The organism is Aquidulcibacter sp. (genome assembly GCF_049239865.1).
Classification (GTDB): Bacteria; Pseudomonadota; Alphaproteobacteria; order Caulobacterales; family Aquidulcibacteraceae; genus Aquidulcibacter.
This window is the reverse complement of the sequence record NZ_JBMLTR010000218.1, coordinates 32,868-55,373: the sequence shown is the minus strand read 5'-3', so window position 1 is coordinate 55,373 and position 22,506 is coordinate 32,868. Positions and strand designations below refer to the sequence as shown.

At 54.1% G+C, this 22,506-nt stretch carries 19 protein-coding genes; 12 read left to right on the top strand and 7 right to left on the bottom strand.

Annotation, left to right across the window (positions count from 1 at the left end; translation table 11 throughout):
- Nucleotides 1-10 precede the first annotated feature (10 nt).
- The 5 genes from puhA to ACOVRA_RS14965 all read left to right on the top strand — a co-directional run bounded on the left by puhA (nt 11) and on the right by ACOVRA_RS14965 (nt 3,457).
- Nucleotides 11-793, top strand: a complete 783-nt coding sequence (gene puhA / locus ACOVRA_RS14985; protein ID WP_421720996.1) for a photosynthetic reaction center subunit H — start codon at nt 11-13, stop codon at nt 791-793.
- Complete coding sequence (gene puhB / locus ACOVRA_RS14980) at nt 790-1,458, top strand: photosynthetic complex putative assembly protein PuhB (RefSeq protein ID WP_290802042.1); 669 nt, start codon at nt 790-792, stop codon at nt 1,456-1,458. The genes puhA and puhB overlap by 4 nt, the downstream gene beginning before the upstream one ends.
- 82 nt (nt 1,459-1,540) lie before the next feature.
- Nucleotides 1,541-2,002, top strand: coding sequence for a photosynthetic complex assembly protein PuhC (gene puhC, locus ACOVRA_RS14975; protein WP_421720995.1), 462 nt, complete (start codon nt 1,541-1,543; stop codon nt 2,000-2,002).
- Between the two features lie 43 nt (nt 2,003-2,045).
- Nucleotides 2,046-2,882: a putative photosynthetic complex assembly protein PuhE gene (gene puhE / locus ACOVRA_RS14970; protein ID WP_421720994.1), complete on the top strand. Its 837-nt coding sequence runs from the start codon at nt 2,046-2,048 to the stop codon at nt 2,880-2,882.
- Complete coding sequence (locus ACOVRA_RS14965; RefSeq protein WP_290802048.1) at nt 2,879-3,457, top strand: isopentenyl-diphosphate Delta-isomerase; 579 nt, start codon at nt 2,879-2,881, stop codon at nt 3,455-3,457. Before puhE ends, ACOVRA_RS14965 begins: the two co-directional genes overlap by 4 nt.
- 12 nt (nt 3,458-3,469) lie before the next feature.
- On the opposite strand, the gene ACOVRA_RS14960 is transcribed toward ACOVRA_RS14965, so the two are convergent.
- The gene (locus tag ACOVRA_RS14960; protein WP_290802051.1) at nt 3,470-4,087 is read right to left on the bottom strand and encodes a TetR/AcrR family transcriptional regulator; all 618 of its coding nucleotides are present in this window, start codon (nt 4,085-4,087) and stop codon (nt 3,470-3,472) included.
- A gap of 113 nt (nt 4,088-4,200) precedes the next feature.
- Between ACOVRA_RS14960 and ACOVRA_RS14955 the strand changes: the two genes are divergently transcribed.
- Nucleotides 4,201-4,512: a hypothetical protein gene (locus ACOVRA_RS14955; protein WP_421720993.1), complete on the top strand. Its 312-nt coding sequence runs from the start codon at nt 4,201-4,203 to the stop codon at nt 4,510-4,512.
- A gap of 8 nt (nt 4,513-4,520) precedes the next feature.
- Nucleotides 4,521-5,144, top strand: coding sequence for a hypothetical protein (locus ACOVRA_RS14950; protein WP_421720992.1), 624 nt, complete (start codon nt 4,521-4,523; stop codon nt 5,142-5,144).
- On the opposite strand, the gene ACOVRA_RS14945 is transcribed toward ACOVRA_RS14950, so the two are convergent.
- The 5 genes from ACOVRA_RS14945 to ACOVRA_RS14925 are packed head-to-tail and all read right to left on the bottom strand — an operon-like array spanning nt 5,123 to nt 11,711.
- The gene (locus tag ACOVRA_RS14945; protein WP_421721078.1) at nt 5,123-7,330 is read right to left on the bottom strand and encodes a GH92 family glycosyl hydrolase; all 2,208 of its coding nucleotides are present in this window, start codon (nt 7,328-7,330) and stop codon (nt 5,123-5,125) included. The two genes, ACOVRA_RS14950 and ACOVRA_RS14945, sit on opposite strands and share 22 nt — an antisense overlap.
- Before the next feature lie 20 nt (nt 7,331-7,350).
- Nucleotides 7,351-8,136: an alpha/beta hydrolase gene (locus tag ACOVRA_RS14940; RefSeq protein WP_290802058.1), complete on the bottom strand. Its 786-nt coding sequence runs from the start codon at nt 8,134-8,136 to the stop codon at nt 7,351-7,353.
- The gene (locus tag ACOVRA_RS14935; protein WP_421720991.1) at nt 8,129-9,271 is read right to left on the bottom strand and encodes a zinc-binding dehydrogenase; all 1,143 of its coding nucleotides are present in this window, start codon (nt 9,269-9,271) and stop codon (nt 8,129-8,131) included. The genes ACOVRA_RS14940 and ACOVRA_RS14935 overlap by 8 nt, the downstream gene beginning before the upstream one ends.
- Nucleotides 9,268-10,092 carry a phytanoyl-CoA dioxygenase family protein gene (locus tag ACOVRA_RS14930; protein WP_421720990.1) on the bottom strand — a complete coding sequence of 275 codons (825 nt, stop codon included), beginning with the start codon at nt 10,090-10,092 and terminating at the stop codon, nt 9,268-9,270. Before ACOVRA_RS14930 ends, ACOVRA_RS14935 begins: the two co-directional genes overlap by 4 nt.
- Before the next feature lie 17 nt (nt 10,093-10,109).
- Entirely contained in the window at nt 10,110-11,711 is a 1,602-nt protein-coding gene (locus ACOVRA_RS14925; RefSeq protein WP_421720989.1) for an alpha-amylase family glycosyl hydrolase, read from the bottom strand.
- 365 nt (nt 11,712-12,076) lie between these two features.
- Here ACOVRA_RS14925 and ACOVRA_RS14920 point away from each other — a divergent pair, with 365 nt between their 5' ends.
- From ACOVRA_RS14920 to ACOVRA_RS14910, 3 genes are all read left to right on the top strand, one after another.
- On the top strand, nt 12,077-13,336 hold the full coding sequence (locus ACOVRA_RS14920; protein WP_421720988.1) for a pilus assembly protein TadG-related protein: 1,260 nt from the start codon (nt 12,077-12,079) through the stop codon (nt 13,334-13,336).
- A 264-nt stretch (nt 13,337-13,600) separates the two neighbouring features.
- Nucleotides 13,601-14,797 (top strand): pilus assembly protein TadG-related protein, encoded by a 1,197-nt coding sequence (locus ACOVRA_RS14915; protein ID WP_421720987.1) that lies wholly within the window; start codon nt 13,601-13,603, stop codon nt 14,795-14,797.
- Between the two features lie 269 nt (nt 14,798-15,066).
- On the top strand, nt 15,067-16,185 hold the full coding sequence (locus tag ACOVRA_RS14910; RefSeq protein WP_421720986.1) for a hypothetical protein: 1,119 nt from the start codon (nt 15,067-15,069) through the stop codon (nt 16,183-16,185).
- A gap of 9 nt (nt 16,186-16,194) precedes the next feature.
- Here the strand turns inward: ACOVRA_RS14910 and ACOVRA_RS14905 are convergent, their stop codons facing one another.
- Nucleotides 16,195-18,480, bottom strand: coding sequence for an NADP-dependent malic enzyme (locus ACOVRA_RS14905; RefSeq protein ID WP_421720985.1), 2,286 nt, complete (start codon nt 18,478-18,480; stop codon nt 16,195-16,197).
- 133 nt (nt 18,481-18,613) lie between these two features.
- Here ACOVRA_RS14905 and mutS point away from each other — a divergent pair, with 133 nt between their 5' ends.
- Both mutS and ACOVRA_RS14895 read left to right on the top strand, forming a co-directional pair.
- Nucleotides 18,614-21,262, top strand: a complete 2,649-nt coding sequence (gene mutS / locus ACOVRA_RS14900; RefSeq protein ID WP_421720984.1) for a DNA mismatch repair protein MutS — start codon at nt 18,614-18,616, stop codon at nt 21,260-21,262.
- A gap of 127 nt (nt 21,263-21,389) precedes the next feature.
- Nucleotides 21,390-22,445 (top strand): substrate-binding domain-containing protein, encoded by a 1,056-nt coding sequence (locus tag ACOVRA_RS14895; protein WP_421720983.1) that lies wholly within the window; start codon nt 21,390-21,392, stop codon nt 22,443-22,445.
- Nucleotides 22,446-22,506 lie beyond the last annotated feature (61 nt).

Here is a 22,506-nt window from a genome sequence, read left to right as displayed (position 1 = left end):
GAGAAGTGACATGTATAACCAATATTTCGCGGGGACCGTGGATGTCACAGAGATAGTTCTCTATCTCTTCTTTGGCTTTTTCCTCCTGTTGGTACTTTACCTATTGCGCGAAGGCCGGCGCGAAGGTTTCCCACTGGAACATGATGTTACTGGCGCTTTGGAATCGACCCCAGGCGGTTTGTTTCCATCTACGCCAAAGACCTTCAATCTGCCTAACGGCAGCAAGTTGGTGAAGCCAGACGACTCGCGCGACACTCATGCGACTCAATTTAAGCGCACGGCCCCTTGGGCTGGTTCGCCAATTGAGCCCGATGGCAATCCCTTATCAGCCGGCATTGGTCCCGGCGCTTATGCCATGCGCGCGGATAAGCCAGACATGACTAATCATGGCACAACGCGCCTTGCACCGCTTCGGCTCGCGACAGATTATTCGATCGACAAGAAGGATCCAGACCTGCGCGGCTTTGCTTTGGTGGGTCTCGACGGTTCATCTGCTGGGGTGATTAACGACATTTGGGTAGATCGGGCCGAATTCCTAGTCCGCTATCTCGAAGTTGATGTCACCCCAGAAGGTGGGGCTGCTAAACATGTGCTCGTTCCGATGACCATGTGCGTCGTCCAGAAGAACCTCAAGCGGGTTCGCCTCGATGCTGTCCTAGGGAACCAAGTTGCAGGTGCGCCAACTCTGGCAAATCCAGATCAAGTAACCTTGCTGGAAGAAGAAAAGATCACTGGCTACTTTGGTGCTGGCTATCTCTATTCCACGCCCGCCCGCTCGGAACCATTGATATGAGCGGCGAACACGACTTTGAGCCTATTCGCGGTCTGCCCGGCGACTTACCACCAGGCGAAACCATCCTCTGGCAGGGAGAGCCCGACTGGACACTTATGGCCCGGCGTGTTTTCCGGGTTGACTGGGTTGCAGCCTATTTCGTGTTACTGATGGCCTGGCGGGTCATTGACAGCACAGCAAATGGCCAAGGCTTTGGAACAGCGTTTTTGGCTGCGGCTTGGGTCGCCCCGATTGGCATTGTTGGTCTGGGTATCTTGGTAGGCCTAGCTTATTTGAACAGCCGCACCACAGTCTATACTTTGACCAACCGTCGCTTGGTAATGCGGTTTGGCGCAGCCATGACCAAAGCAATCAATATCCCTTACAAGATCATTGAAAGCGCTGCAGTCAATCAGATGGCCGACGGAAGTGGCGATATTGCCGTACATTTGGTGAAGCCCAACAAAATCTCGATCATTTTGTTGTGGCCACATGCGCGTCCCGGCTTCATTTCTCAGCCACAACCATCACTTCGTTGCCTGCGCGATGCCACGAAGGCAGCTGCCGTGTTGGCCGAAGGGCTGCGCCTCACGCATGAGCAGACCCATGCCACCACCCCACGTGTCGAGGAAGCTTCGACAGCCTCAAACGGTGGGAACGTTGGGGCAGAACCTGCCCTTGCCTAATCTGCTGATGGCTCGCCCTGCCTGCGTTGGGCGAGCCTTAGCAAACCTCTAGCGTCTAAAGTCCAACTGAAGGAACATTACCATGAGTGCAATTGACCATGAGCCATTTCCAAAAGGGGCCTTATTTGCTGCGGGCAGCTTGATCGCCTTTTCGTTGATCGCTGCAGCCGTGGGGCGCTATCAGAATCTCAATCCACCTGTGGATTCTATTGTCTCGGCGCCTATTCCCAGCACCGTTTTGAAACTACGCTTTATCGACGAGGCAGACGGCTCAGTCATTGTGCGCAATGCCGAAACTGGAGCTACGCTCGATACAATTGTTCCTGGCGAAGACGCATTCATCCGTGCCGTGATGCGGGGCTTTGTGCGGGATCGTAAGGCCCGCAAGATTGGTGCAGAGGTGCCGTTCAACCTCTCGCTTTACCCGAACAAGCGCTTGACGATGTCTGATCCCACAACCGGCAAAGAGATTGATTTGCGTGCCTTTGGCCCAACCAATGAGGGCGCGTTCGCTCGCTTCTTGGCAACGCCTGAGGCGCGATGATGGTCGGCTGCTGCAATAGCACTCGTTATAAGCGAGATCTCTGATGGATCTCGCCAACCTCGCTGCGCCTATTGTATCGACGGTATTTGCCTGGTGGTTCAGCACGGGCATAATCTTGTTGCTCGTGCGCTTGCCACCAAAAAGCTACGGCACAGCGCTCAGCCTGTTCGCTTTGGTTCTAGCGCTGGCAACAGGCGGCGTAATCATGACGGCAGACGAGAACACGACCTCAGCAGCATATTTCGCGGCTGGTTGCGCATTGTGTATCTGGGGCTGGCATGAAGCAAGCTTCTTGATGGGCAAGATTACTGGGCCACGGCCTGCGGCTTGCCCCGCTGAGGCCAAAGGCTGGACACGATTCAAATTTGCGACCCTGACGGTCATTCACCATGAGATTGCGATATTTTTGACGCTTCTAGCGCTGATCGGTCTGACCTGGGGCCAGCCAAATCCCGTGGCCGCTTGGACGTTCGGTATTTTATTCGCCATGCGGATCAGTGCCAAGCTCAACATCTTTCTGGGCGTCCCTAACCTGACTGATGAATTTTTCCCAGCTCATTTGGAACATCTCAAATCCTATCTGCCCAAGCGACCGATGAACGCGCTGATGCCGGTTTCAGTAATTGGCTCGCTCATTCTGTGCGCTTGGTTGATGACTCAAGCAGATCGCGCCGTCGAGGGTTCTGCGATGGCAACAGGCTTTGTATTGCTATTCACGTTGGCCGCCTTAGCTCTATTGGAGCACTTCTTTATGGTCTTGCCCGTTCAGGATGCCGCACTTTGGAGGTGGGCCTCGCCAAGTAAGGGTGCGCAAAAGTTAGAAGCCAATCCGGCTAAAGATCAGGATCTAAGTCCAACTGCATGGGAGTCGACAAAGTGAATCATCTCGTAGCGACCCCGGTTGAGCCGCTCTTGTCGAAGAAATCTAGGTCCCAAACGTCCCAACCAATCATCCCGGCAATTGGTAAGGATGGACTTTTGTTTCCGATTGAGAAACTCAAAGCGCATGAAGATGGAATTCTGCATCTCGCTGTCTCTATCTTTGTGTTCTGCGGTCCAAATCTTTTGATTCAAAGGCGCGCAGCGAGCAAATATCATTGCGGGGGCCTATGGGCTAATACCTGCTGTACCCATCCGCATTGGAACGAAGCGCCAGAAGATAGCGCTCGCCGCCGACTGTATGAGGAACTTGGCTTAACCCTCGACCTGACGCCCGCTCGTGTCGTTGAATACTATGCGGAAGTCTCAAATAATCTGATCGAGCATGAGCGTGTTCAGGTCTATCGTGCCGATGTCGCCACTCAAAACTTGGCATTTAACCTTGCACCCGAAGAAGTGGCGGACGTGCGTTGGCTCGATGTGCGTGAGCTGAAGAAAGATGCTGTGGCAAACCCGCAACTTTATGCGCCCTGGTTCAAGATCTATTTGGCCCGTTGGGGTGATCTCGGCCTTTAGGACCTTTAGACTTTAATCCGGCAACTTAGATAAAATGTCACCCAAAAGGCGGGTCACAACTTCGCGCGCTTCTTCTATTGCCAAATCTTGTTCAAAGCGCAAAGCGTGCCAGTTCTGGAAACTCAAGATCACCTTGATGCTGCGGGTAGACAATGCGTCAGCCAGAATTGTCGCGGGCAGCAAGGCTTCCACTGTGCTGGCTTCCAGTTGCAAGGTTCGCCGATATTCTTCCGTCAGAAAGGCCGAACGAAAGCGCTTATAGCTAGCTGAAAGCCGGAAAGGATGGATGCGCTCAAAAATCGCGGTGCGCCGACCAACAATCTGCAACAGTCGCTCTTTCCAGGTCGCGCCTGTCACAGGCTCATGAAGTAGCGGCATCACCTCTGCCGACACCCGCTCACTCACCTCTTGATAGAGCGTATCCATGTCGTCGAAGTGACGGAAGACCGACCGCAACCCAACTCCAGCCACTTCCGCGACGCGCGCAGCGCTGGGGGACAAGTCGCCACCCTCAATCAAATGAAGGACCGCGGCGACAATTTTGTCGCGACTGGTTTGACTGCGTGCACGACGGCCATCGCCAGGGAGGTCGGACGCGAAAGGTAAAGTTAGGATTGTTGCAGAAGCCATCACTAATCTCTTGCCTTAAAACGCCAAAATGGCAAGCCAAACCACCAGCCACCCTGCTTGTGGACGCTATATTGACATGATAAGTGTCAATTAATGCATCTGGGGGGAGCAAAATGATCGGATTCAGCATCGCGACGGCCGTCCTGATTTTGGGGACCACAAGTCCGGCAGCGGCCGCGCCAAGCGCAAAGCAGCGCGATGAAGTGCGCAAAGCCTGCATGGCGGATGTTATGCGCCTTTGCCCGCGCGAAGCTGCCGCTCGCGACCGCCTTGGCATTCGTGCCTGCCTTAAAGCCAATGTATCCAAGACCTCGCAAGCGTGCCAATCGAGCTTACGGGCCGTTGTCCCTGGTCTTGAAAACCAAACCAGCTCCAGCCGCCCAAGTTCCTCCGATCGTTCACCCCCGCCAGCCCCCAAACAATAGGAGTCCGCATGTCACCCTGGATTATTTGGGGCACGGCCCTCGTATTGTATCTGCTGTTTCGGCTCTGGTACGACAATTGGCAAGGCCCTGTTAAGACTCACGAAATCGAAGCTTTTCTCGACGCCGTCGGTGATCGCTTAGAAGAAACGGGCAATAGCCGAGCCGTTCTGAAGGCTTTTCTGGAGCAAGACGATGGCGGCGAGTTCCTCATGCTCAATCTGGTCAAGGCTGAAATGGGCGAGGTTGAGGACCCGAAAACCGGTGAGATGGTGCGGGGCTTTGAGCTATTGAAGCGTTACTCTCAACGCTTCATGCCGGTGCTGCTGGGACGTGGCGGACATCCGGGCATGGTTGGGCGCAAGGTCGGCGGTTATGTTGACGCTTGGAATACATCCCCCGACCCAGGTTGGACTCTCTTTGGCTTAATGCGCTACCGTAGTCGGCGCGACATGATGCGCTTGGCCGCTGATCCAGCCTTTATTGCTGCCCATCCAGAGAAGATTCTAGGAACACCTGTGACTTTTTCTTTTCCAACCAAACGGATGGTCAGCCTTTATATCGGGCCCCGTGTGACCGTTCTTTTGGTGCTCGCCTTGGCTGCGGCGCTGACTCAATTGGCGGTTGGAGGTTGAGAACCGCGAAGGGGAAAGGACAATTTACCGCCTGCCATCAGGCTATGATAGTCGACCATTGGCCCGATGAGGGCTTGCCCCCGAAGCACCACATCTGCCGCCCGCGACTGATCAATCTGCAGCACTTTTCCATTCGCCAAGTGAAGGGTAGCATTGGAAACGAGAGGGCGGCCCAAAGTAAATCGGCCACTTGCTGGCTCAACGGGGTAGAATCCCAGCGTAGCAAAGACATACCAAGCGCTCATCTGCCCGCAATCATCATTGCCGATGATACCGTCAGGTCGATCTGAATAGAAGGCCTGAGCGATCTGCGCGACCCTGTCATAGCCTCGTTCTGGCGTGTCACTAAAGGCATAGAGCCAAGCAATATGATGGCTGGGTTCATTGCCGTGCGCATACTGACCTATCAGCGCCTCTTGCCCCAGATGTTTGTTATCCCCCAGCGACGGAAGTGAAAAAAAGGTATCAAGCCAAACCCTTAGTCCGCTTGCCCCCCCAACAAGCGTGCGAAAGCCCTCCACATCGTGCAAGGCCGGTGTAGCGGTATATTGCCATGCATTGGCCTCCGTATAGTCGCCGGGGTTATTCATGGGTGATGTGGGCACCAACGGATCAAATGGCGTTCGCCAGCCACCAGCCTGATTGCGAGCCCGCATGGTTTTGGTCTGGGGATCAAAAAGCTTCTGATATCCACGCGCACGAGCTTCAAATCGCTGTGCGACATCATGCTTGCCTAAGAGCTTCGCCACGCGTGCCACAGCATTATCGCCAATGCCATATTCCAAAGTCTTCGAGACCGCTTCACCTTCGCCCAGGTCGTAGGGAAGATAGCCATACTTCTCATAAGCGGACCAATCCTGCTGGGCCCAGACGGGAGCGTTTGGGCGCGGATTCGTCGACGAGGAAATCATGGCGGCTAAAGCCTCCTCGCGATCAAACCCATTGAAGCCTTTGACCACCGCATCGGCAATGACCGGCAGCGCGGGATTGCCAATCATGGTCCATGTCTCCTGCCCCCAAGCTGTCCAAAGCGGCAGATAGCCCTGCGCTCGATGATGATCCAACAGCGTTTGAACCATGCCATCCACGCGCTCGGGTACGATCAAGGTGAAGAGCGGATGGACCCCACGAAACGTGTCCCAAAGCGATAAGGTACTGTAATACTGCCCTGTCTTGGAACGGATTACCGTTCCGGTCGGGCCACGCACGCGTCCATCTACGTCTGCTATGTCACTTGGATGGATCATGGTACGATAAAAGGCGGAATAGAAAATCCGCTTTTCTCTAGGACTGGCGTCAATGTCGATACGTCGTAATAGGGTGTTCCAGCTTGAACGAGCAGACTGCACCACTGCCTCAAAGCTTGGCTGACCAAAAGCCGCCATATTGGCTTTGGCACCAGCAACATCGACTGTTGAGAGCGCGATGCGGGCCTCCAACTGTTTGGCCCGCCCTAGATCAAACTCCAGAATAAAGCGTGGAGCTTGATCGCCCGGACGGCTTGGCAGGGTTGTGATGTGCTTTATGGGTCGATCAAATCGAACGACGAATGACGCCTGTCGTTCTACCCAGTTTTTTGACCAGATCGTGCCACTGATCTTGCCGCTCGCCGCGTCAGTTTGAACATCCGATTTCAGAACCCGTGGACCATCGCCAAACAAAATGCCATGTTGAAGATCCAGCAGGACTTGAACTTTGCCTGCTCGACCAAAGCGATAGCGTTGAATGGCAACGCGTTGCCCCGCTGTCAGCTCAACATGAACATTGTGATCTTTCAACGTCACAGCATAATAGCCGGGGCTGGCTTGCTCGGTTGCTTTATCGAAACTGCTGCGGAAATTTGTGGTCGCAGGCGTCCATTTCGTGCCGGCTGAGGGCTGCAGTAATACGTCGCCCAATTCGCCAATGCCCGCCCCGCTGATGTGGGTGTTGGAAAAGCCCAAAATAGAGCGCGCCTGATATTGATAGCCGCTTGAATAACTCCAGCCACGATCTTCCATGTCTGGACCCGGTGCGACCATACCAAAGGGAACCACAGCGCCGGGGAAAACATGCCCAGTTCCATCGGTACCAATGAATGGATCAACAAAGCTAATCGGCTGCTTCTCTCGCGCATGGGACGACGTGGCCAGTGCGAAGCAAGCCAAACTGAAGAGCCAATAGGTAAGAAGTTTCACCGCCTTCATCTTCATCCTGCTCCCGTCTGTCATTGGGCGAAGAACTTCAAAGACCGATGTAGATTGGACTTCCAATAATCCCAATCATGCCCGCCGGGCAGCTCTTCATAGGTGTGCGCGATCCCGGCCCTTTCCATAGCTTGGTGTAGCGCCCGATTTGCCGACAAAAGTTGATCCTCGGTGCCACAGTCAAAGCGAATACGTGGAAGGGGACCCTTGGCCCCTTCTAAGGCAGAAAAAACATCTTGATCGCAAGGATCAGAACTCCAGCCGTCAGTGGTCTCTTCAATGATTTTGGCAAGTTGGTTCTTGTGGGTTGCAGAGGAATGAGCGCTGATCGCTGTGAAGTTCGATGCGAATTTTGAGCCGAGACGAAGGGCGGCAAAGCCACCCATAGACAAGCCTGTCAGATAGCGCGCTGAGGCTGGGCTGCACGCTTCGGTCAATTGAAACGCGATTGCTGGAACTTCTTCGACAATCCAACTCTCGTAATTCGCATCTGTATGCGGAACATACCCAGAGCCATCCCCCCAAAGACCATCTGACGGCATCAACAGCACCATGGGCGGGATCAGCTTTTGCTCAATCAATTTGCGTGCCGTTAGGTGAGCCTCACCCTTAAACGCCCAGGCCCAATGCGAGCCATAGACACCGTGTAACAGTGTGACGATTGGCAGCGTGACACCTGCTGCCACATCGTCTGGCACAAAAGCCGTCACATCCGCCCGCCGACCCAAGGCTTTGCTCTTCACCGTAATGTGGGACAGCCCACTAGGATCAACGGTTAGGTTAGCTCGTTCAAAGGTCCTAAACATTGGCCCTACCATTTTCAAAGATGATGACGCCTTTAGCGGTACGCCCCGCCAACATGTCGTCGATTGCCGTATTCAAAGTGTCTAGGCGGTAGGTTTTTGAGATCATGGACGGCAAATCAAGGGTGCCCTCCACGGCCCATCGCATCAAGCGTGGGAAATCTCGGTCTGGGTCGCACCCGCCATAGAGAGGCGTCACATATCGCTTATCCCACCAGAACCAGGGCATGGGCACTTCAACCGGTCCATGCGCACCACTGACTTGGACAGCCATCCCACCATTGCGAACCAGCCGCAAAGGCAGAAAGGCCAACGCAGCCACACCTGTTGCTTCGAACGCAAAATCGACTCCGCGTCCGCCCGTCAAGTCTTTGATTTGTGCGGCTAGTTGATCGTGATTGGGGTCCGAAGGACTAACTAGGATTAGATCTGTGGCACCCATTTTTTGGGCACGGTCCAGACTATCCTGCCGCAAATCAATTGCAATTATTTTGGAAACGCCGGCCAGCCTTGCACCCTGCACGACCGACAAGCCAACGCCACCGCAGCCAACAATCGCCAGCGTATCGCTTGGAGCAGGCTGCGCAATGTTCAAGACCGACCCAACGCCCGTCATCACGCCACAGCCAAGGATGCACGCTTGCGCCACCGGGATCTCGGGTAGAAGCGGCGTCACAGCAGAGCGTCTTACCAGAGTAAACTCAGAGAACGTGCCAAGGTTAAAGGCGCGCTCGATCGATTGGCCTTGCCAAATGGTATGATTTAGGGCCGCCCGGCTCGAGCCGAGATTCTCAGGATCAATGCCGTGCGAGCGCTCACAGATATTGGCATGGCCAGTTTCACATGGCTTGCAATGACCGCAGGGAATTGCCCAGTTGAGCAAAACCGGGGTGCCGATTGGCAAGTCGCAGACATCGGGGCCAACGGCCTCAACCCATCCTGCCCCCTCGTGTCCGGCAACCAATGGCCCGTCCCAAGACAATGAGGCATAGTCTGTGTGGCAAACCCCTGCTGCGCCCAAAGCAACGCGCACTTCATCGCCGATGGGCGCGCGGACTGATATCCTGTCAAGGACAAAGCCGCCCTGGCCATCCGTAATGGCGGCAAGACCAGTGCGGGTAGCAGCCCCTATGCTCATACGGCATGCTCGAAAATGACAGGGTTCTTTGGCGTTTGAATGATTTCTCCGACGCGGGCACCTGGGCACCATTGCGCCCAATCCCCTGCTTGTATGTCATTAGTCGGTTGTTGCAGGACCATATCGACATCCATGTAGATGACAGTCATCACGCTGCGAGGCTTAGTGGAGACGTTCGGGCCAGCCTTATGAAAGGTCCAGCCCAAATGGAAGCTGACATCACCTAGATCAAACGGATTTTGGACGAACGGAAATCGGCGCGACTCCATCATTGCTGTAATCGCCGCCTCACTTTCATCGGAGATACCGAGGTCCCGACCAAAGGCTTCATGCTGGCTACCCGCATAGAAGCTGAGCGGCCCCATCTCGGTCGGGACGTGTTGCAAAGGGATCCAAGCCGTTACGGTACGATCAGTTGCAAGCGGCCAATAATATTGGTCTGCATGGGCTGGGGTGATGCCACCGCCCGGCTCTTTATAGAGTGACTGGTCATGATAAAGACGCACGCCGCGTACAGCCATCAAAGCGGCGGCGATCCGGCCTAAAGTTTTACCCATGACGAAGGATTTTACACGCTCACTTTGCTCCCACAGATTCATGACTTGCAGAAAAGCGCGGTCATAGGTGGTGCGCTCCTCTAGGGGCTTGGTCTGGGTCGAGAGGGCAATCGTAAGTCGCGTGATTTCGCGGCCGTAATCAGCCAGAATATCTGGCGGGAGAACGGACTTCAGATGAATAAAGCCGTCCCTGTCAAACTGGCGTAGGTGCTCTGGCTTGAGGTCAAAGGGGCGATCGAGATCAGGATCAAGAACAAGACTCATGATTGGCATCCTTGGTTTTAAAGTGGGTTTTTAGAAATCAGAAAGGCAGAAACGGGCCCCAGCGTGATGTCATCGCCATCGACCTGAACCTTGCCTACTGCCAGATCAGGCTTCAAACGGCTGTCGACCAAACCAGGAATCGTTTTGGCTTTTGGCGAGAAATTGAAGCCCGCGAGGCAAGAAGCAGCCCCAAATTTGCGGGAGAATATCAGGCAGGATTCATCCTCATAGAGCACGCTATAGTCGCCAAGACGCATGGCCGGGTTCGACTGGCGCAAAGAGATCGCGTGCCGCGCAAAAGCCAAAACCGATGCAGGATCTTGGGCTTGTAGGTCAACGCTGTGATCCCGGTGCGCTTCTATAATCGGCAGCCAAGGTTTGACGGTTGAAAAGCCCTGAAATGTATGATCGTGAGACCAGGGTTGGATCGTACGGCACCCGTCGCGACCCTTATTCGCGGGCCAGTTCGCAACGCCCAACGGATCGCGCAGGTCTTCATAGGCCAAGTCTGCTTGGGTAAGGCCCAATTCTTCGCCTTGATAAAGGAAAATCGTGCCGCGCAATGCTACCAATAACGCCAGCGCAAACTTGGCGATTTGGCTTGTTGGGGCGTCAAGCTTCCATCTGCTCGCAACGCGGGCGCAGTCATGATTGCTGAGCGCCCAAGATGGCCAAGCGGAGGCCCCCTTCCCTGTTGTCCAAGGTTGCATCGCCTCGTGAAAATGTTGAGGGTCGGCCCGGTCACTCAATAATTGAAACGAATAGGCTGTATGCAGATGATCTGTGCCAGCCGTGTATTCGATCATGCGGGTTAAATTGTCGTCAGAACCGATTTCTCCGACAACAAAGCTGCCTGGATAAAGGTCAAGCAGCTCCCTGATCCGCCTCAAGAAAGTAAGGTTTTCTGGCTGACAAACGTTGTAGATATGCCGCTGCATTGTCGCCGGACTGTCACCTGGCTTTGGCGGATTATTCCGAAGCGCTTGGTCGTGGAAATAGTAATTGACGGTATCGAGTCGGAAGCCATCGACACCGCGGTCTAGCCAGAACCGTCCGATAGCCAAGATTGCCTCTTGAACCTCGGGGCAATGAAAATTGAGGTCTGGCATCTGCGGCAGGAAGTTGTGCAGATAATATTGCCCGCGCCGAGGCTCCCATGTCCAAGTTCCGCCGCCCATCCAGCTTTGCCAATTGGTCGGACACGACCCATCTGGCAAGGGATCGGCCCAGACAAACCAGTCCGCCTTCGGGTTTGTGCGGCTTTGACGGCTTTCTTGGAACCACGCATGCTCCAAAGCCGTGTGAGACCAAACTTGATCGATAATGACTTTGAGCCCCAGCTCATGCGACCGGGCGATCAACGCGTCAAAGTCTGACATCGTGCCAAACATAGGATCAATGGAACAATGGTCGCTGACGTCATAGCCAAAATCGCGCTGAGGCGAAGCAAAGAAGGGGGACAACCAAATGCCGTCCACACCAAGCTCTGCGACATAGTCGAGCCTTGAGGTCACGCCCCGCAAATCTCCAATCCCGTCGCCATTGGAGTCAGCGAAACTCCGAGGGTAGATTTGATAAAGGGTCGCGCCGCGCCACCAGTGAGAATCGGAAGATTGCATTGTCAAGTTGATATCTTTGAGACAGGCCTATGCCATATGCTCGGCACAGTTCCAGTTTAAGGATGAAGATGACCGTTTGTCACATTCGTTCCCATCACCACACATGCGAAAAACTATCGCATTGTCACCTTCTCCAGAAATTGCGTCCCAGTCTTGAAGATAGGGGTTCAGGACGAGATTGGGCGCAGGATACCTGCATGAGAAGCAAATTACCCATTTCAAGAGTTGTCGTTAAATTGAGCTATCAAAAATAGGTGTTTTATGGTCAAAAACAGCGATTTTTGTCGTCTTTAGTGACTTTATAAACGTTTGATACACCAGTTTCTGCTTATCTATCCCTTACTGAACAAGGGTAATAGGTAGCTGTGTTGTTTTCGACCGGACAGAAAACTAAGCGACGCGGCGAACGCGGCAATCTCGTCGTGATAACCGGCTTAATTGCCGTACCTTTGGCGATGATCGTAGTGATCACGATAGAGATGGTGTCTCTCTCCAGTGAAAAGGCCCGCATGCAAGCCGCTGTAGACGCCGCGGCCCTTGCAGGTGCTCGCGAAATGGCCGTTGCTGGCAGTAATGCCCGGGACGCAAATGGCTTTGCAGAGACATTCGCATTAAACCAAGTTTCAGACCTTTCGCCGCGCGTCGCGATGAACTTCACTGCCAGTCAGAACGCAAATGGCGGATTTCAAGTTTCCGGCGTCGGCGTGCGAGGGTCCTTCTTCGGCAATATGGTTCCACCGGGCGGGTTTACCATCCGCGTTAGCGCAATTGCCGAAGCGCTCAATCAGCAGCCTCTTTGTGTGCTCGCTCTGCCGGAGAACGAAGACGACGAGGACGAACCGTCTGGATTGGTCGCACAAATGACCAGCAGTGTGCAAGCAACGAATTGTTTGGTGCATTCCAATGGCTCAATGACCACTCAGAACAGCGCCACAGTGTCTGCGGGCACGATTCAGGCCTCCCGAACCGCAAAAGGAACTGGCTATTCGCCAGCCGCAAATAATGGTGCCTTGAAGGTCACAGATCCGTTCAAGGGCAGGGCTATCAGACGCAATGGCGTTTGCTTGTCAACCCCACCCGCCCCGAGAACAGTCACAGGGGGCACCGTGTTCACACTTAATTCGGGGATTCACCAAGAAGAGCTTATCGTAAGCGGGAATGCGACAGTGACGCTTGGACCAGGAGATCATTATTTCTGCAACGCTGTCACCGTTAAAGGCAACGGCACTCTGCAGGGAACTGATGTGGTGATGATTTTCCATGATAATCAGACATTCCGCGCAACCGAAAGCTCAAAGATTTCATTGACGGGCCGAGCGACAGGTACTTGGTCAGGATTCGTGATTGTCACATCGCGCGACAATGAAGAGCAAATGGAGATTTCCTCCAGTCTCGTCGACAGATTGTTGGGCACGATCTATTTGCCAAACGCTGAACTTCTGATCAATGCTGCCGGTGCCGTCGCTGAAGACTCGAAATGGAGCGTGGTAGTCGCTAAGGACATTATTCTGGATAAGAAAGCCCGGTTAGTAATCAACACGGATTACACCGGCTCTGGCGTCCCCGTTCCAATCGGAGTGGGCGACAAGAAACTTAATTCCAATGGAACCCGACTGAGACAATAAGCTGTCGGCTTCCTCTTAACTCCCTTGATTTTAGAGACAAGGGAACGCCAGAATTCGATCATTTGGATGCTTGGAAGCCTGCTCCAATCACGTGGCGCTTCGATAAGCTTTCGAGTTTAAACAAAAAAATTAATTGATCGGCAATCTAATTACCATAGGGTAATACATTCACGTTGTGCACTTGTGAGTTCTCGCACGCTCATCAAGGGCCAATCGGGTTTGACTCACCACTCATGGATTTCACACAAAAGCCAGCGAGGTCAGTTGGCTGTCATCACAGGCTTGGCAGCTATGCCGCTTGCGATGATTGTAGCCATCACGGTTGAAATGGCTGCTCTGACAGCTGAACGGGGGCGCATGCAGTCAGCGGTGGACGCCGCGGCTTTGGCCGGTGCGCGCCAGGCGTCGCTTTCAGTGGCCTCGGCGAGTGTTACCAACTATGCGGTGAGTTTTGCCAGTCAACAGGTCGTCGACCTAGCTCCCCGAATGAGAATTAGATTTACCGCCACTCAAAGCGTCAACAACACTGTACAAGTAAATGGCACAGCCAATCGTGACTCATTCTTTGGCAATTTGGTTCCGCCCGGCGGATTTACAATTCGTGTCAGTGCCACGGCCGATGCGCTAAACCAACAGCCGCTATGTGTATTAGGACTCCGTGACCGAAGCAAGCAATCTTCAATTTGGGTGAGTGGCAGCGGTCAGATCCAGGCGAGCAATTGTCTTGTCCATGCAAATGGAACAATCCGATCGACAGAATTGGGGCGCGTGACAGCCGGCGCAATCTCGGCCCGTGTCCGCGCCTTCGGCACAGGGTTCTCACCATCCGTGAATACAGGCGCAATGATAATTCAAAACCCGTTTCAAGGCCGCCAGATCATAGCAAAGAGCGAATGTCAGAAGGAGCAAGGCGAGGATGAGGTGACTTATGCAGGCACCTCAAATGTGACGCTTCCCGCTGGCGTACATACACAACGTGTCAGTGTTGCAGACCAGGCGAAGTTGACTTTAGGTCGAGGCGACCACTTCTTCTGCGATGGCCTCGAGATTAAGGATGAGGGGTCGTTGCGGGGCGAAGATGTCGCCTTGTTGTTTGAACGCGGGTCCTTAATCGCCGAGGATGAGGCAATGTTGGACCTGACCGGGCGGACCACTGGCGCATGGGCTGGGTTTCTAATTGCTGCCGACTTTTCCAATCAATCCGACATGGTCATCTCATCCCCGAATGTAAACAAACTACTGGGGGCTATCTATCTATCGAATGCCAATCTCAATATCGACACCGCGGGCATGGTAGCCGAGGATTCAAGGTGGAGTGTCGTAATCGCACAAAATGTTAACTTGTCCGGCAATTCCCGATTGGTCATCAATAGCAATTATGCGGGCTCTGGTGTGCCTGTTCCTGTAGGAGCTGGCAATAACACTGGCCCACAACAGTCAGGTGCGCGGCTTAGGCAATAGGCAAGAAGACGCAAGCGAGGATCCACTCCAACACAATTAAGGGCTTTGAGCGACACCTGGCAATTACCTGATACAATGCCTTTTTGACCTGAACATTAACCAAAACATTGATTTTTTGCCTGTTTCCAACTGCAGAAATTCTCTCAATCCGCCACAGAATGCCTGTTCTCGCAAAATTTTATCGAATTGTTTAGCCGATCTTTCACCCACTGTTACTAGTGAGAATATTTGAGTTTTCGCCGACGCGCGCATTTTGAATAGGCCAGCCCATGTCAGGGATACGTAACTTAGCTGCTCTCGCGACTTCGGCTTCGACCAGTCGGGTGCTCAATCTGAATATGGTCGCGAAACGGTACCCTGACGATCCAATGCGCAAAAAGGCACCGCTTTTTACGGATGACCTGTTAAACCGTTCAATCCTAGTCAAGCACCGGCTGCGGCGAGATGAGGCCTATCTTATCCCAAATTCCACCGCCGTCGCCACGAAGATAATCTTCCCGCTTGATTTTGACGATCTAGAATTAGGCGGGCGGTCTATTTTTGTGAACCAAAAAGGTTTCCGGCAAGCGATTTGCGATCTTGTTGGCTACCGTGAACTGGAACTTGAGAGAGACTTTTTGGTCTTAGGCATGTTGAACGATTTGCCTTCTCTGGACCCGTTCTTGGTGCGGGAACAATTGCGTCGGAACCATCACCAACCTGCGGAATGCTACTTCTCGATATCGCCCGCAGACACCAGTCGGATGCAAAGCTTTACCAGCGCTGAGATGGCCCCACTCATCCGTATGGCTTTTCGAACCACGAGCGGTAGCGGCAGCGCTGGCATGGTTGGCAAGCTGGCCGACGCGCTGTTGTCTGCAAATGCCGATGCGCGCCTCGACCCATTGCGAGAGACGTTGGGCTTGCACGGCGATCAGTTCACCCAAGGCATCTTCAGTTGGAAGGGCTTTATCTACTACAAATGGCAATTCTCGGAAATGATCCAAAGCCTGATCCGCGTGACGCAGGAGATGGATCAGATCAAGCCGTCAGGCCGCAATGATGTCGCAACACGCGAGGAAATCCGTGTGCTCAAAACATCCATTCGCAAACGGATTAGAGAAGCCGCCCGCAGTTGCAGCCAAGTTCTGGCGCTCTATGACGATGCGTTCGCCGATCTTGTGCATCGTGGCAATACGGCAGCCTTCCGCAGGTTTTTGTTAGAGGCCCCTATTTTCTTCCTAGACCTCGGCCATTCGATGGGCATGATTTCGCATATCTCTTCATTCTGGAGCTATCGCTTCAATGGCGGAGCCGCAAACTTGCCGACTTCGGAAGAATTCCGCGATATTTTGAGCGAGTTTGAGACGGGGCTTGCGCCCCGCCAATCCTATTCTCAGCCTTGGTAATTTGACGCTTTACCGCTTGTTTGGGCTTCCGGCATTGACGTCATAGGCGGCCAAGGTGGCCAAAGTCACGATCTCGGAAACTGGGGCGGAGAGCGAACATATCTGAACCGGATGACGCAAGCCGACCATCATCGGCCCCAATACGGTTGCCCCACCCAAAAACTCGACAAGATCCGTTGAAATGCGTGCAGAGTGGATGGCAGGCATCACCAACACATTGGCTGGTCCAGACAATCGCGAGAATGGGTAAAGCCTGTGCGAATCTGCGCTGAGGGCAACCCCAACTGACATTTCGCCTTCATATTCAAAATCAATCTCTTCCATACGGTCGAGGATCGCTGTCGCTTCACGGCACTTCTCTGATCGTTCGCCCATAGGACGACCAAAGGTGGAGTAAGCCACAAAGGCAACTCGGGGCACAAAACCGAGACGCTTGGCAGCGCCTGCTGCCTGAATGGCGATGCGGGCCAGATCCTCAGCATTCGGCATTTCAGTAACATTGGTGTCGGCGACAAAAATGGTCCGGCCTTTGGAAATCAGGACGGAAAGGCCGATCGGCTTGCTCTTAGCCGCCGCGTCAATCGCCAACATCACTTCATTCAATGCTTGATCTGTGGTGCGGGTTGTACCGGTCACCATGCCATCAGCATCGCCCATGGCCACCATTGTCGCGGCAAACACGTTGCGATCCTGATTAATCATGCGCTGGCAGTCGCGCAGCAAATAACCGCGACGTTGCAAGCGGCGATAGAGATAGTCCGTATAATCGACATTCCTGTCAGATAGACGCGCATTGAAAATCTGTAGGCCCGAATCCTCGGGCACACCTACCAACGACTTGTTGCGGCGAACCTGCTCTTCGCGACCAATCAGAATGGCCTTACCCATTTCCAACTGCTCAAATTGATAAGCGGCGCGGATAACCGCCGGATCTTCACCTTCCGCAAACACAATGGTTTTCGGATTGGCGCGTACCGATTCCTGCAAGCTTTGGAGAAGAGAGGCAGTTGGGTCGAGCCGTTGGGCCAATCGATCCCGATAAGCACCCATGTCATCAATTGGCTTACGGGCTACACCCGTATCCATAGCGGCTTGCGCCACGGCTGGCGGAATGGCGGCAATCAAACGCGGGTCGAATGGTGTTGGAATGATATAGCCGGGGCCAAACTTCAATTGGCGGCCGTGATAGGCCGCCATCACTTCGTCGGGCACGTCTTCGCGCGCAAGTTCTGCCAAGGCACGCGCGGCGGCAAGTTTCATTTCCTCGTTAATCGTCCGCGCGCGAACATCCAACGCCCCTCGGAAAATATAGGGGAAGCCGAGAACATTGTTGACTTGGTTGGCATAGTCCGAGCGGCCGGTGGCGATAATCGCATCGGTCCGCACTTCCAAAATTTCTTCTGGGCGAATTTCCGGGTCCGGATTGGCCATTGCGAAGATGATGGGGTTTGGAGCCATACTGGCAACCATAGCTTGGCTTACCGCACCCTTGGCCGAAAGACCCAAGAAGCAATCCGCACCCTTCATCGCTTCTTCCAACGTCCGAAGCGGGGTGTCGACCGCATGGGCGGACTTGAATTGGTCCATGCCCTTTTCACGACCACGATAGACCACACCGTCGCGGTCACAGACGATAACATTCTGGTGCGGGACACCCAAAGTCTTGATCAACGAAATACACGATAAGCCAGCCGCACCGGCACCGGACACGACAACTTTGAGATCTTTGAAATCACGGCCGGTGATTTCGCAGGCATTGATCAGGCCCGCTGCGGCGATGATGGCGGTTCCATGTTGATCATCATGGAAAACCGGAATGTCGCACAATTCTTTCAGTCGGCTTTCAATAATAAAGCATTCTGGGCTTTTAATATCTTCGAGATTGATACCGCCAAAGGTGCAGGAGATGTTGCGAACGGTACTGATGATTTCTTCGGAATCCATCGAATCCAATTCTATGTCGATTGAATCGATGTCTGCAAAGCGCTTGAAAAGGACTGACTTGCCTTCCATCACAGGCTTAGAGGCCAATGCACCCAAATTGCCGAGGCCCAAAATGGCCGTACCATTTGAAATCACTGCGACCAAATTACCTTTGGACGTATAATCGTAGGCGGTGTCCGGGTCTTTTGAGATAGCAAGAACAGGAACCGCAACGCCTGGAGAATAAGCAAGCGACAAATCCCGCTGAGTCGCCATCGGTTTAGAGGCAACAACCGATATCTTCCCCGGTGTAGGCAGGCTGTGAAAATCGAGGGCTTCTTGGTCTGTGAAAGTCTTGCGCTCGCTGCTCATCAGATATTTTTCGTCCTACGCTGTTCTATTTCACCCTTGCTAGACCGGGCCGAGCGTTCGATCAACGCATGTCTACTTTTAAAACCGCGTTTGACACTTTGCCAGCAGAAGAATCCGCAGCTAAACCCGTCTAATGACAGCCCCAGGCACCACACCCGTAATGGCGCAATATCTGGCCGCCAAGGAACAGCATCGCGATGCTTTGCTCTTCTTCCGCATGGGTGATTTCTATGAGCTCTTCTTTGAAGACGCCAAAACAGCCGCCGGTGCCCTTGATATTGCGCTGACTAAACGGGGCCAGCATCAAGGGGAAGACATCGCGATGGCAGGTGTTCCAGCCCATGCTGCGGACGCCTACATTGCGAAATTGGTCAAAAAAGGCTTCAAAATTGCGATTTGCGACCAAACCGAAGATGCCGCTGAGGCGCGTAAGCGCGGCTCTAAATCCGTCGTGCGCCGGGATGTCGTCCGCATTATCACGCCAGGCACCATCACCGAAGACGCCCTGCTAGACCCGCGTCATGCCAATCGGTTGGCCGCTCTGGCCTTCGCTGCAAGGGGGCTGGAAGCAGCCTTGGCTTGGGCAGATGTTTCCACGGGTGAATTTGCTGTGATGGAAGCACCGATTCAGCGCCTGATCGACGAAGCTTCCGCTTTGTCGATTGGCGAATTGGTAATTGTTGATAGCGATTTTGATAAAGCAGGCACCAAGGCTATTGCCGCTGTCTCGGGCTCTGTCACGCCGCGTCCTGGCAAAACAGCGGATGCAAAGTCTGCAGCGCGCACCTTAGAGCTTGGCTTTGGTGTGCAGACGCTGGACGGGTTTGGCAGCTTCGGAAAAGCAGAACTGACGGCCTTGGGGCTAGTCTATGACTATATCAGCCTGACCCAAGCAGGCCTCGCCCCACGTCTGATGCCACCCAAACGGGTTGAAACCTCGGGCTTTATGGCAATTGATGCCACGACGCGGGTGAGTTTGGAGCTTGAACGCTCGCAGCGGGGTGGTCGGGAAGGTTCCCTGCTCGCCGCAATAGATCGCACCCGCACCGCAGCAGGCGGGCGAATGCTAGCCGAACGGATTGGCCGACCCTTGCTGGATCTTGCTGTCATCAAGGATCGCCTCAACGCCATTGAGTATCTGATAGGCACCAGCGAGCAGCGGCGCGAAGTGCGCGACACCTTGGGCCAAATCCCTGATGTGAGCCGCGCGCTTTCGCGTCTGGAATTGGGCCGCGGAGGGCCGCGCGATTTGCGGGCGTTAGCCATTGCCTTGATTGAAGGCGACCAGATCAGCGCGCGCCTACCGCTTGACTTACCCGCAGAGCTGGCCTCCGCGCAAAGCCACCTCAGCCTGATCCATCAACCCGCCTTGGCCGCATTGGCACATCGATTGATTGCGATGATCATTCCAGAGCCAGGCCTTCTCACCCGTGATGGCGGCTTTGTCGCGACCGGATTTGATCCCGTGTTGGATGAAATCCGTCTGCTTTCGACCAATGCTCGGCAAGTGGTGGCCAATCTCCAAGCGGAAGTCTCCGAACAAGCGGGCCTTCCACTTAAAATCCGCAACAATGCAGTTTTGGGTTTCTTTATCGAGGCCACGCCTAAGCAGGCGGAAGCCTTGATGAGCCCACCGCTCAACGCGCTTTTCATTCACCGACAGACCACAGCCAGCGCGATCCGCTTCACCAATCAGCGCTTAATGGAGCTGGATGGCCAAATTGCGCGGGCTTCAGAACGGGCACTCGCGCGTGAGCTTGAGCTTTGGAGCGAGGCCTTAGCTGGAGTGGTTGGCCAGAGCGCTGCGCTACGTGCGGTCGGCGACGCACTCGCGACTTTGGACGTGGCCGCTGGACTTGCCGAATGGGCGGTTGAGGTGGACGCGACGCGACCCCTTTTGGATGACGGCCTAGGGTTTGAGGTGCGCGGCGGTCGTCACCCGGTTGTCGAAGCAGCGCTTCGAAAATCAGGCGAAGTCTTTACCTCTAACGCTTGTCAGCTAGATGGCAGCGGCTCTGCTGCACCACGCCTAACTTTGATTACCGGGCCGAATATGGCCGGTAAATCCACCTATTTGCGGCAAAACGCCCTATTGGCCATTCTGGCTCAAGCAGGCAGTTTCGTGCCAGCAGAATACTTGCACTTAGGGCTGGTGGACCGAATCTTCTCCCGCGTTGGGGCATCTGACGATTTATCAAAGGGTCGGTCGACCTTTATGGTGGAGATGGTCGAGACCGCGACAATCTTGAACCGTGCTGGGCCTCGGGCTTTTGTCATTCTCGATGAGATCGGGCGAGGCACGTCGACCTATGACGGACTGGCAATTGCTTGGGCGGTAGCAGAGCACTTACACGACTCCAATCAATGCCGCGCCCTATTTGCCACGCACTATCATGAACTTACCGCTTTAGCAGAGCGGTTGCCGGCTTGCGGCAATGCCAGCTTGCGCGCCAAGGAATGGAAGGGCGATCTCGTCTTTTTGCATGAAGTGGTCGATGGGGCTGCGGACCGATCTTATGGCGTACAAGTGGCCAAACTCGCAGGTCTGCCTCCCAGTGCAGTTGCGCGCGCGAAATCGGTTTTGAACAAACTGGAGAAAACCCAGAATAATGGGGGTGCAGGCGCACTGGACGACCTGCCGCTGTTTGCGGCGACAAGCCCTGCTCCAGAAATTTCAACGACACCCACTGCTCTGGAACAAGCCCTACTAGATTTAGACCCCGATCAACTAACGCCACGCGAAGCCTTGGACTTTGTCTATGCCCTGAAAAAGATGATCTAGTCGCAGCAATGCGCCTTTGTCGTCATTTTGTCACAATACTGAAGCGTGGATGTCATATCGGCAGACTAACGCACCGTGAAACCTCAAAGCGCGCCTTTAGCGCGGTCGCTTATTTTGGATTGTTGATATGAGCTTCAAGCACCTCAGCCTGACTGTTCTTGCGTTAAGCACACTTGTTTTGTCAGGCTGCAATCAAAATGGCGGGCGTGACCGCGTTGCTGTGGTGGGCTCTTCAACTTTGTTTCCATTTTCAGCGGCGGCTGCAGAGCAATTTTCGGCGCGCGGCCGTTTCAAAACACCACGTGTGGAATCAACAGGCACAGGCGGTGGCTTTGCAATCTTTTGTCGCGGCTTAGGCCCGGGCTTCCCCGATATCTCAAACGCCTCGCGACGGATCAAAAAGGGGGAGTTTGAGACCTGCCAGAAGAATGGCGTTACCGAGATCGTCGAGATCAAGATTGGCTATGATGGAATTGTCATTGCCAACTCAAAGTCAGCCACGCCCGTAACTTTGACCAAGCAAGAAGTCTATCAGGCCTTAGCCAAAGAGATTTACGACCCTTCGAAAAAGGCCTTCGTTCCTAATCCATATACGAAGTGGAACGAAATCAATCCCAATTTGCCTGCCATCAAGATCGACGTGATGGGTCCCCCGCCAACTTCTGGCACGCGCGACGCCTTTGCTGAACTCGTTATGGCCAAGGGTGCCCAAGAAGTGCCTGAAATGAAGGCGCTGAAGGAAAAAGACGACAAGGAATTCCAGAAAAAGGCGCTGACCCTTCGCGAGGATGGCGCTTGGAAGGATTCCGGGGAAAACGACAGCTTGATCGTTCAGGCTCTGTCGCGCTCACCCGAACAATTTGGCGTTTTCGGCTTCTCGTCGTTTGAAGAAAATATGGACCGCTTACAGGCAGCGCCCTTGAATGGGGTAGAGCCATCTGCGGAAGCCATCATTGACGGAAAATATGCCGCCTCCCGGTCGCTCTATTTCTATGTGAAAAAAGCCAATGTTGGCGTCGTGCCGGGGCTGCAGGAGTTCGCGATGGAACTTCTGTCCGACCATGCGGCGGGGCTGCGCGGTTATCTACGCGGCAGAGGCATGGTGCCGCTGCACCCCGATGAGAGAGCCGAGAATTTCCAAGTGGCAAAGACCCTCCCCGTCATGAGTGCGCCTGAAAAATAAAGCCTTGCCTACCCTGACGGGCTGTTGCACACAAAGCGGATGCGCGTTTCTCTTTTTTCTA

Bases quoted from the DNA above. Each gene is read 5' to 3' on its own strand.
- ACOVRA_RS14950 (WP_421720992.1), top strand. From the start codon at position 4,521: ATGTCACCCTGGATTATTTGGGGCACGGCCCTCGTATTGTATCTGCTG.
- ACOVRA_RS14940 (WP_290802058.1), bottom strand. From the start codon at position 8,136: ATGTTTAGGACCTTTGAACGAGCTAACCTAACCGTTGATCCTAGTGGG.
- ACOVRA_RS14945 (WP_421721078.1), bottom strand. From the start codon at position 7,330: ATGAAGGCGGTGAAACTTCTTACCTATTGGCTCTTCAGTTTGGCTTGC.
- puhA (WP_421720996.1), top strand. From the start codon at position 11: ATGTATAACCAATATTTCGCGGGGACCGTGGATGTCACAGAGATAGTT.
- ACOVRA_RS14930 (WP_421720990.1), bottom strand. From the start codon at position 10,092: ATGAGTCTTGTTCTTGATCCTGATCTCGATCGCCCCTTTGACCTCAAG.
- puhC (WP_421720995.1), top strand. From the start codon at position 1,541: ATGAGTGCAATTGACCATGAGCCATTTCCAAAAGGGGCCTTATTTGCT.
- puhB (WP_290802042.1), top strand. From the start codon at position 790: ATGAGCGGCGAACACGACTTTGAGCCTATTCGCGGTCTGCCCGGCGAC.
- mutS (WP_421720984.1), top strand. From the start codon at position 18,614: ATGACAGCCCCAGGCACCACACCCGTAATGGCGCAATATCTGGCCGCC.
- ACOVRA_RS14905 (WP_421720985.1), bottom strand. From the start codon at position 18,480: ATGAGCAGCGAGCGCAAGACTTTCACAGACCAAGAAGCCCTCGATTTT.
- ACOVRA_RS14925 (WP_421720989.1), bottom strand. From the start codon at position 11,711: ATGCAATCTTCCGATTCTCACTGGTGGCGCGGCGCGACCCTTTATCAA.
- ACOVRA_RS14955 (WP_421720993.1), top strand. From the start codon at position 4,201: ATGATCGGATTCAGCATCGCGACGGCCGTCCTGATTTTGGGGACCACA.
- puhE (WP_421720994.1), top strand. From the start codon at position 2,046: ATGGATCTCGCCAACCTCGCTGCGCCTATTGTATCGACGGTATTTGCC.
- ACOVRA_RS14935 (WP_421720991.1), bottom strand. From the start codon at position 9,271: ATGAGCATAGGGGCTGCTACCCGCACTGGTCTTGCCGCCATTACGGAT.
- ACOVRA_RS14895 (WP_421720983.1), top strand. From the start codon at position 21,390: ATGAGCTTCAAGCACCTCAGCCTGACTGTTCTTGCGTTAAGCACACTT.
- ACOVRA_RS14960 (WP_290802051.1), bottom strand. From the start codon at position 4,087: ATGGCTTCTGCAACAATCCTAACTTTACCTTTCGCGTCCGACCTCCCT.
- ACOVRA_RS14910 (WP_421720986.1), top strand. From the start codon at position 15,067: ATGTCAGGGATACGTAACTTAGCTGCTCTCGCGACTTCGGCTTCGACC.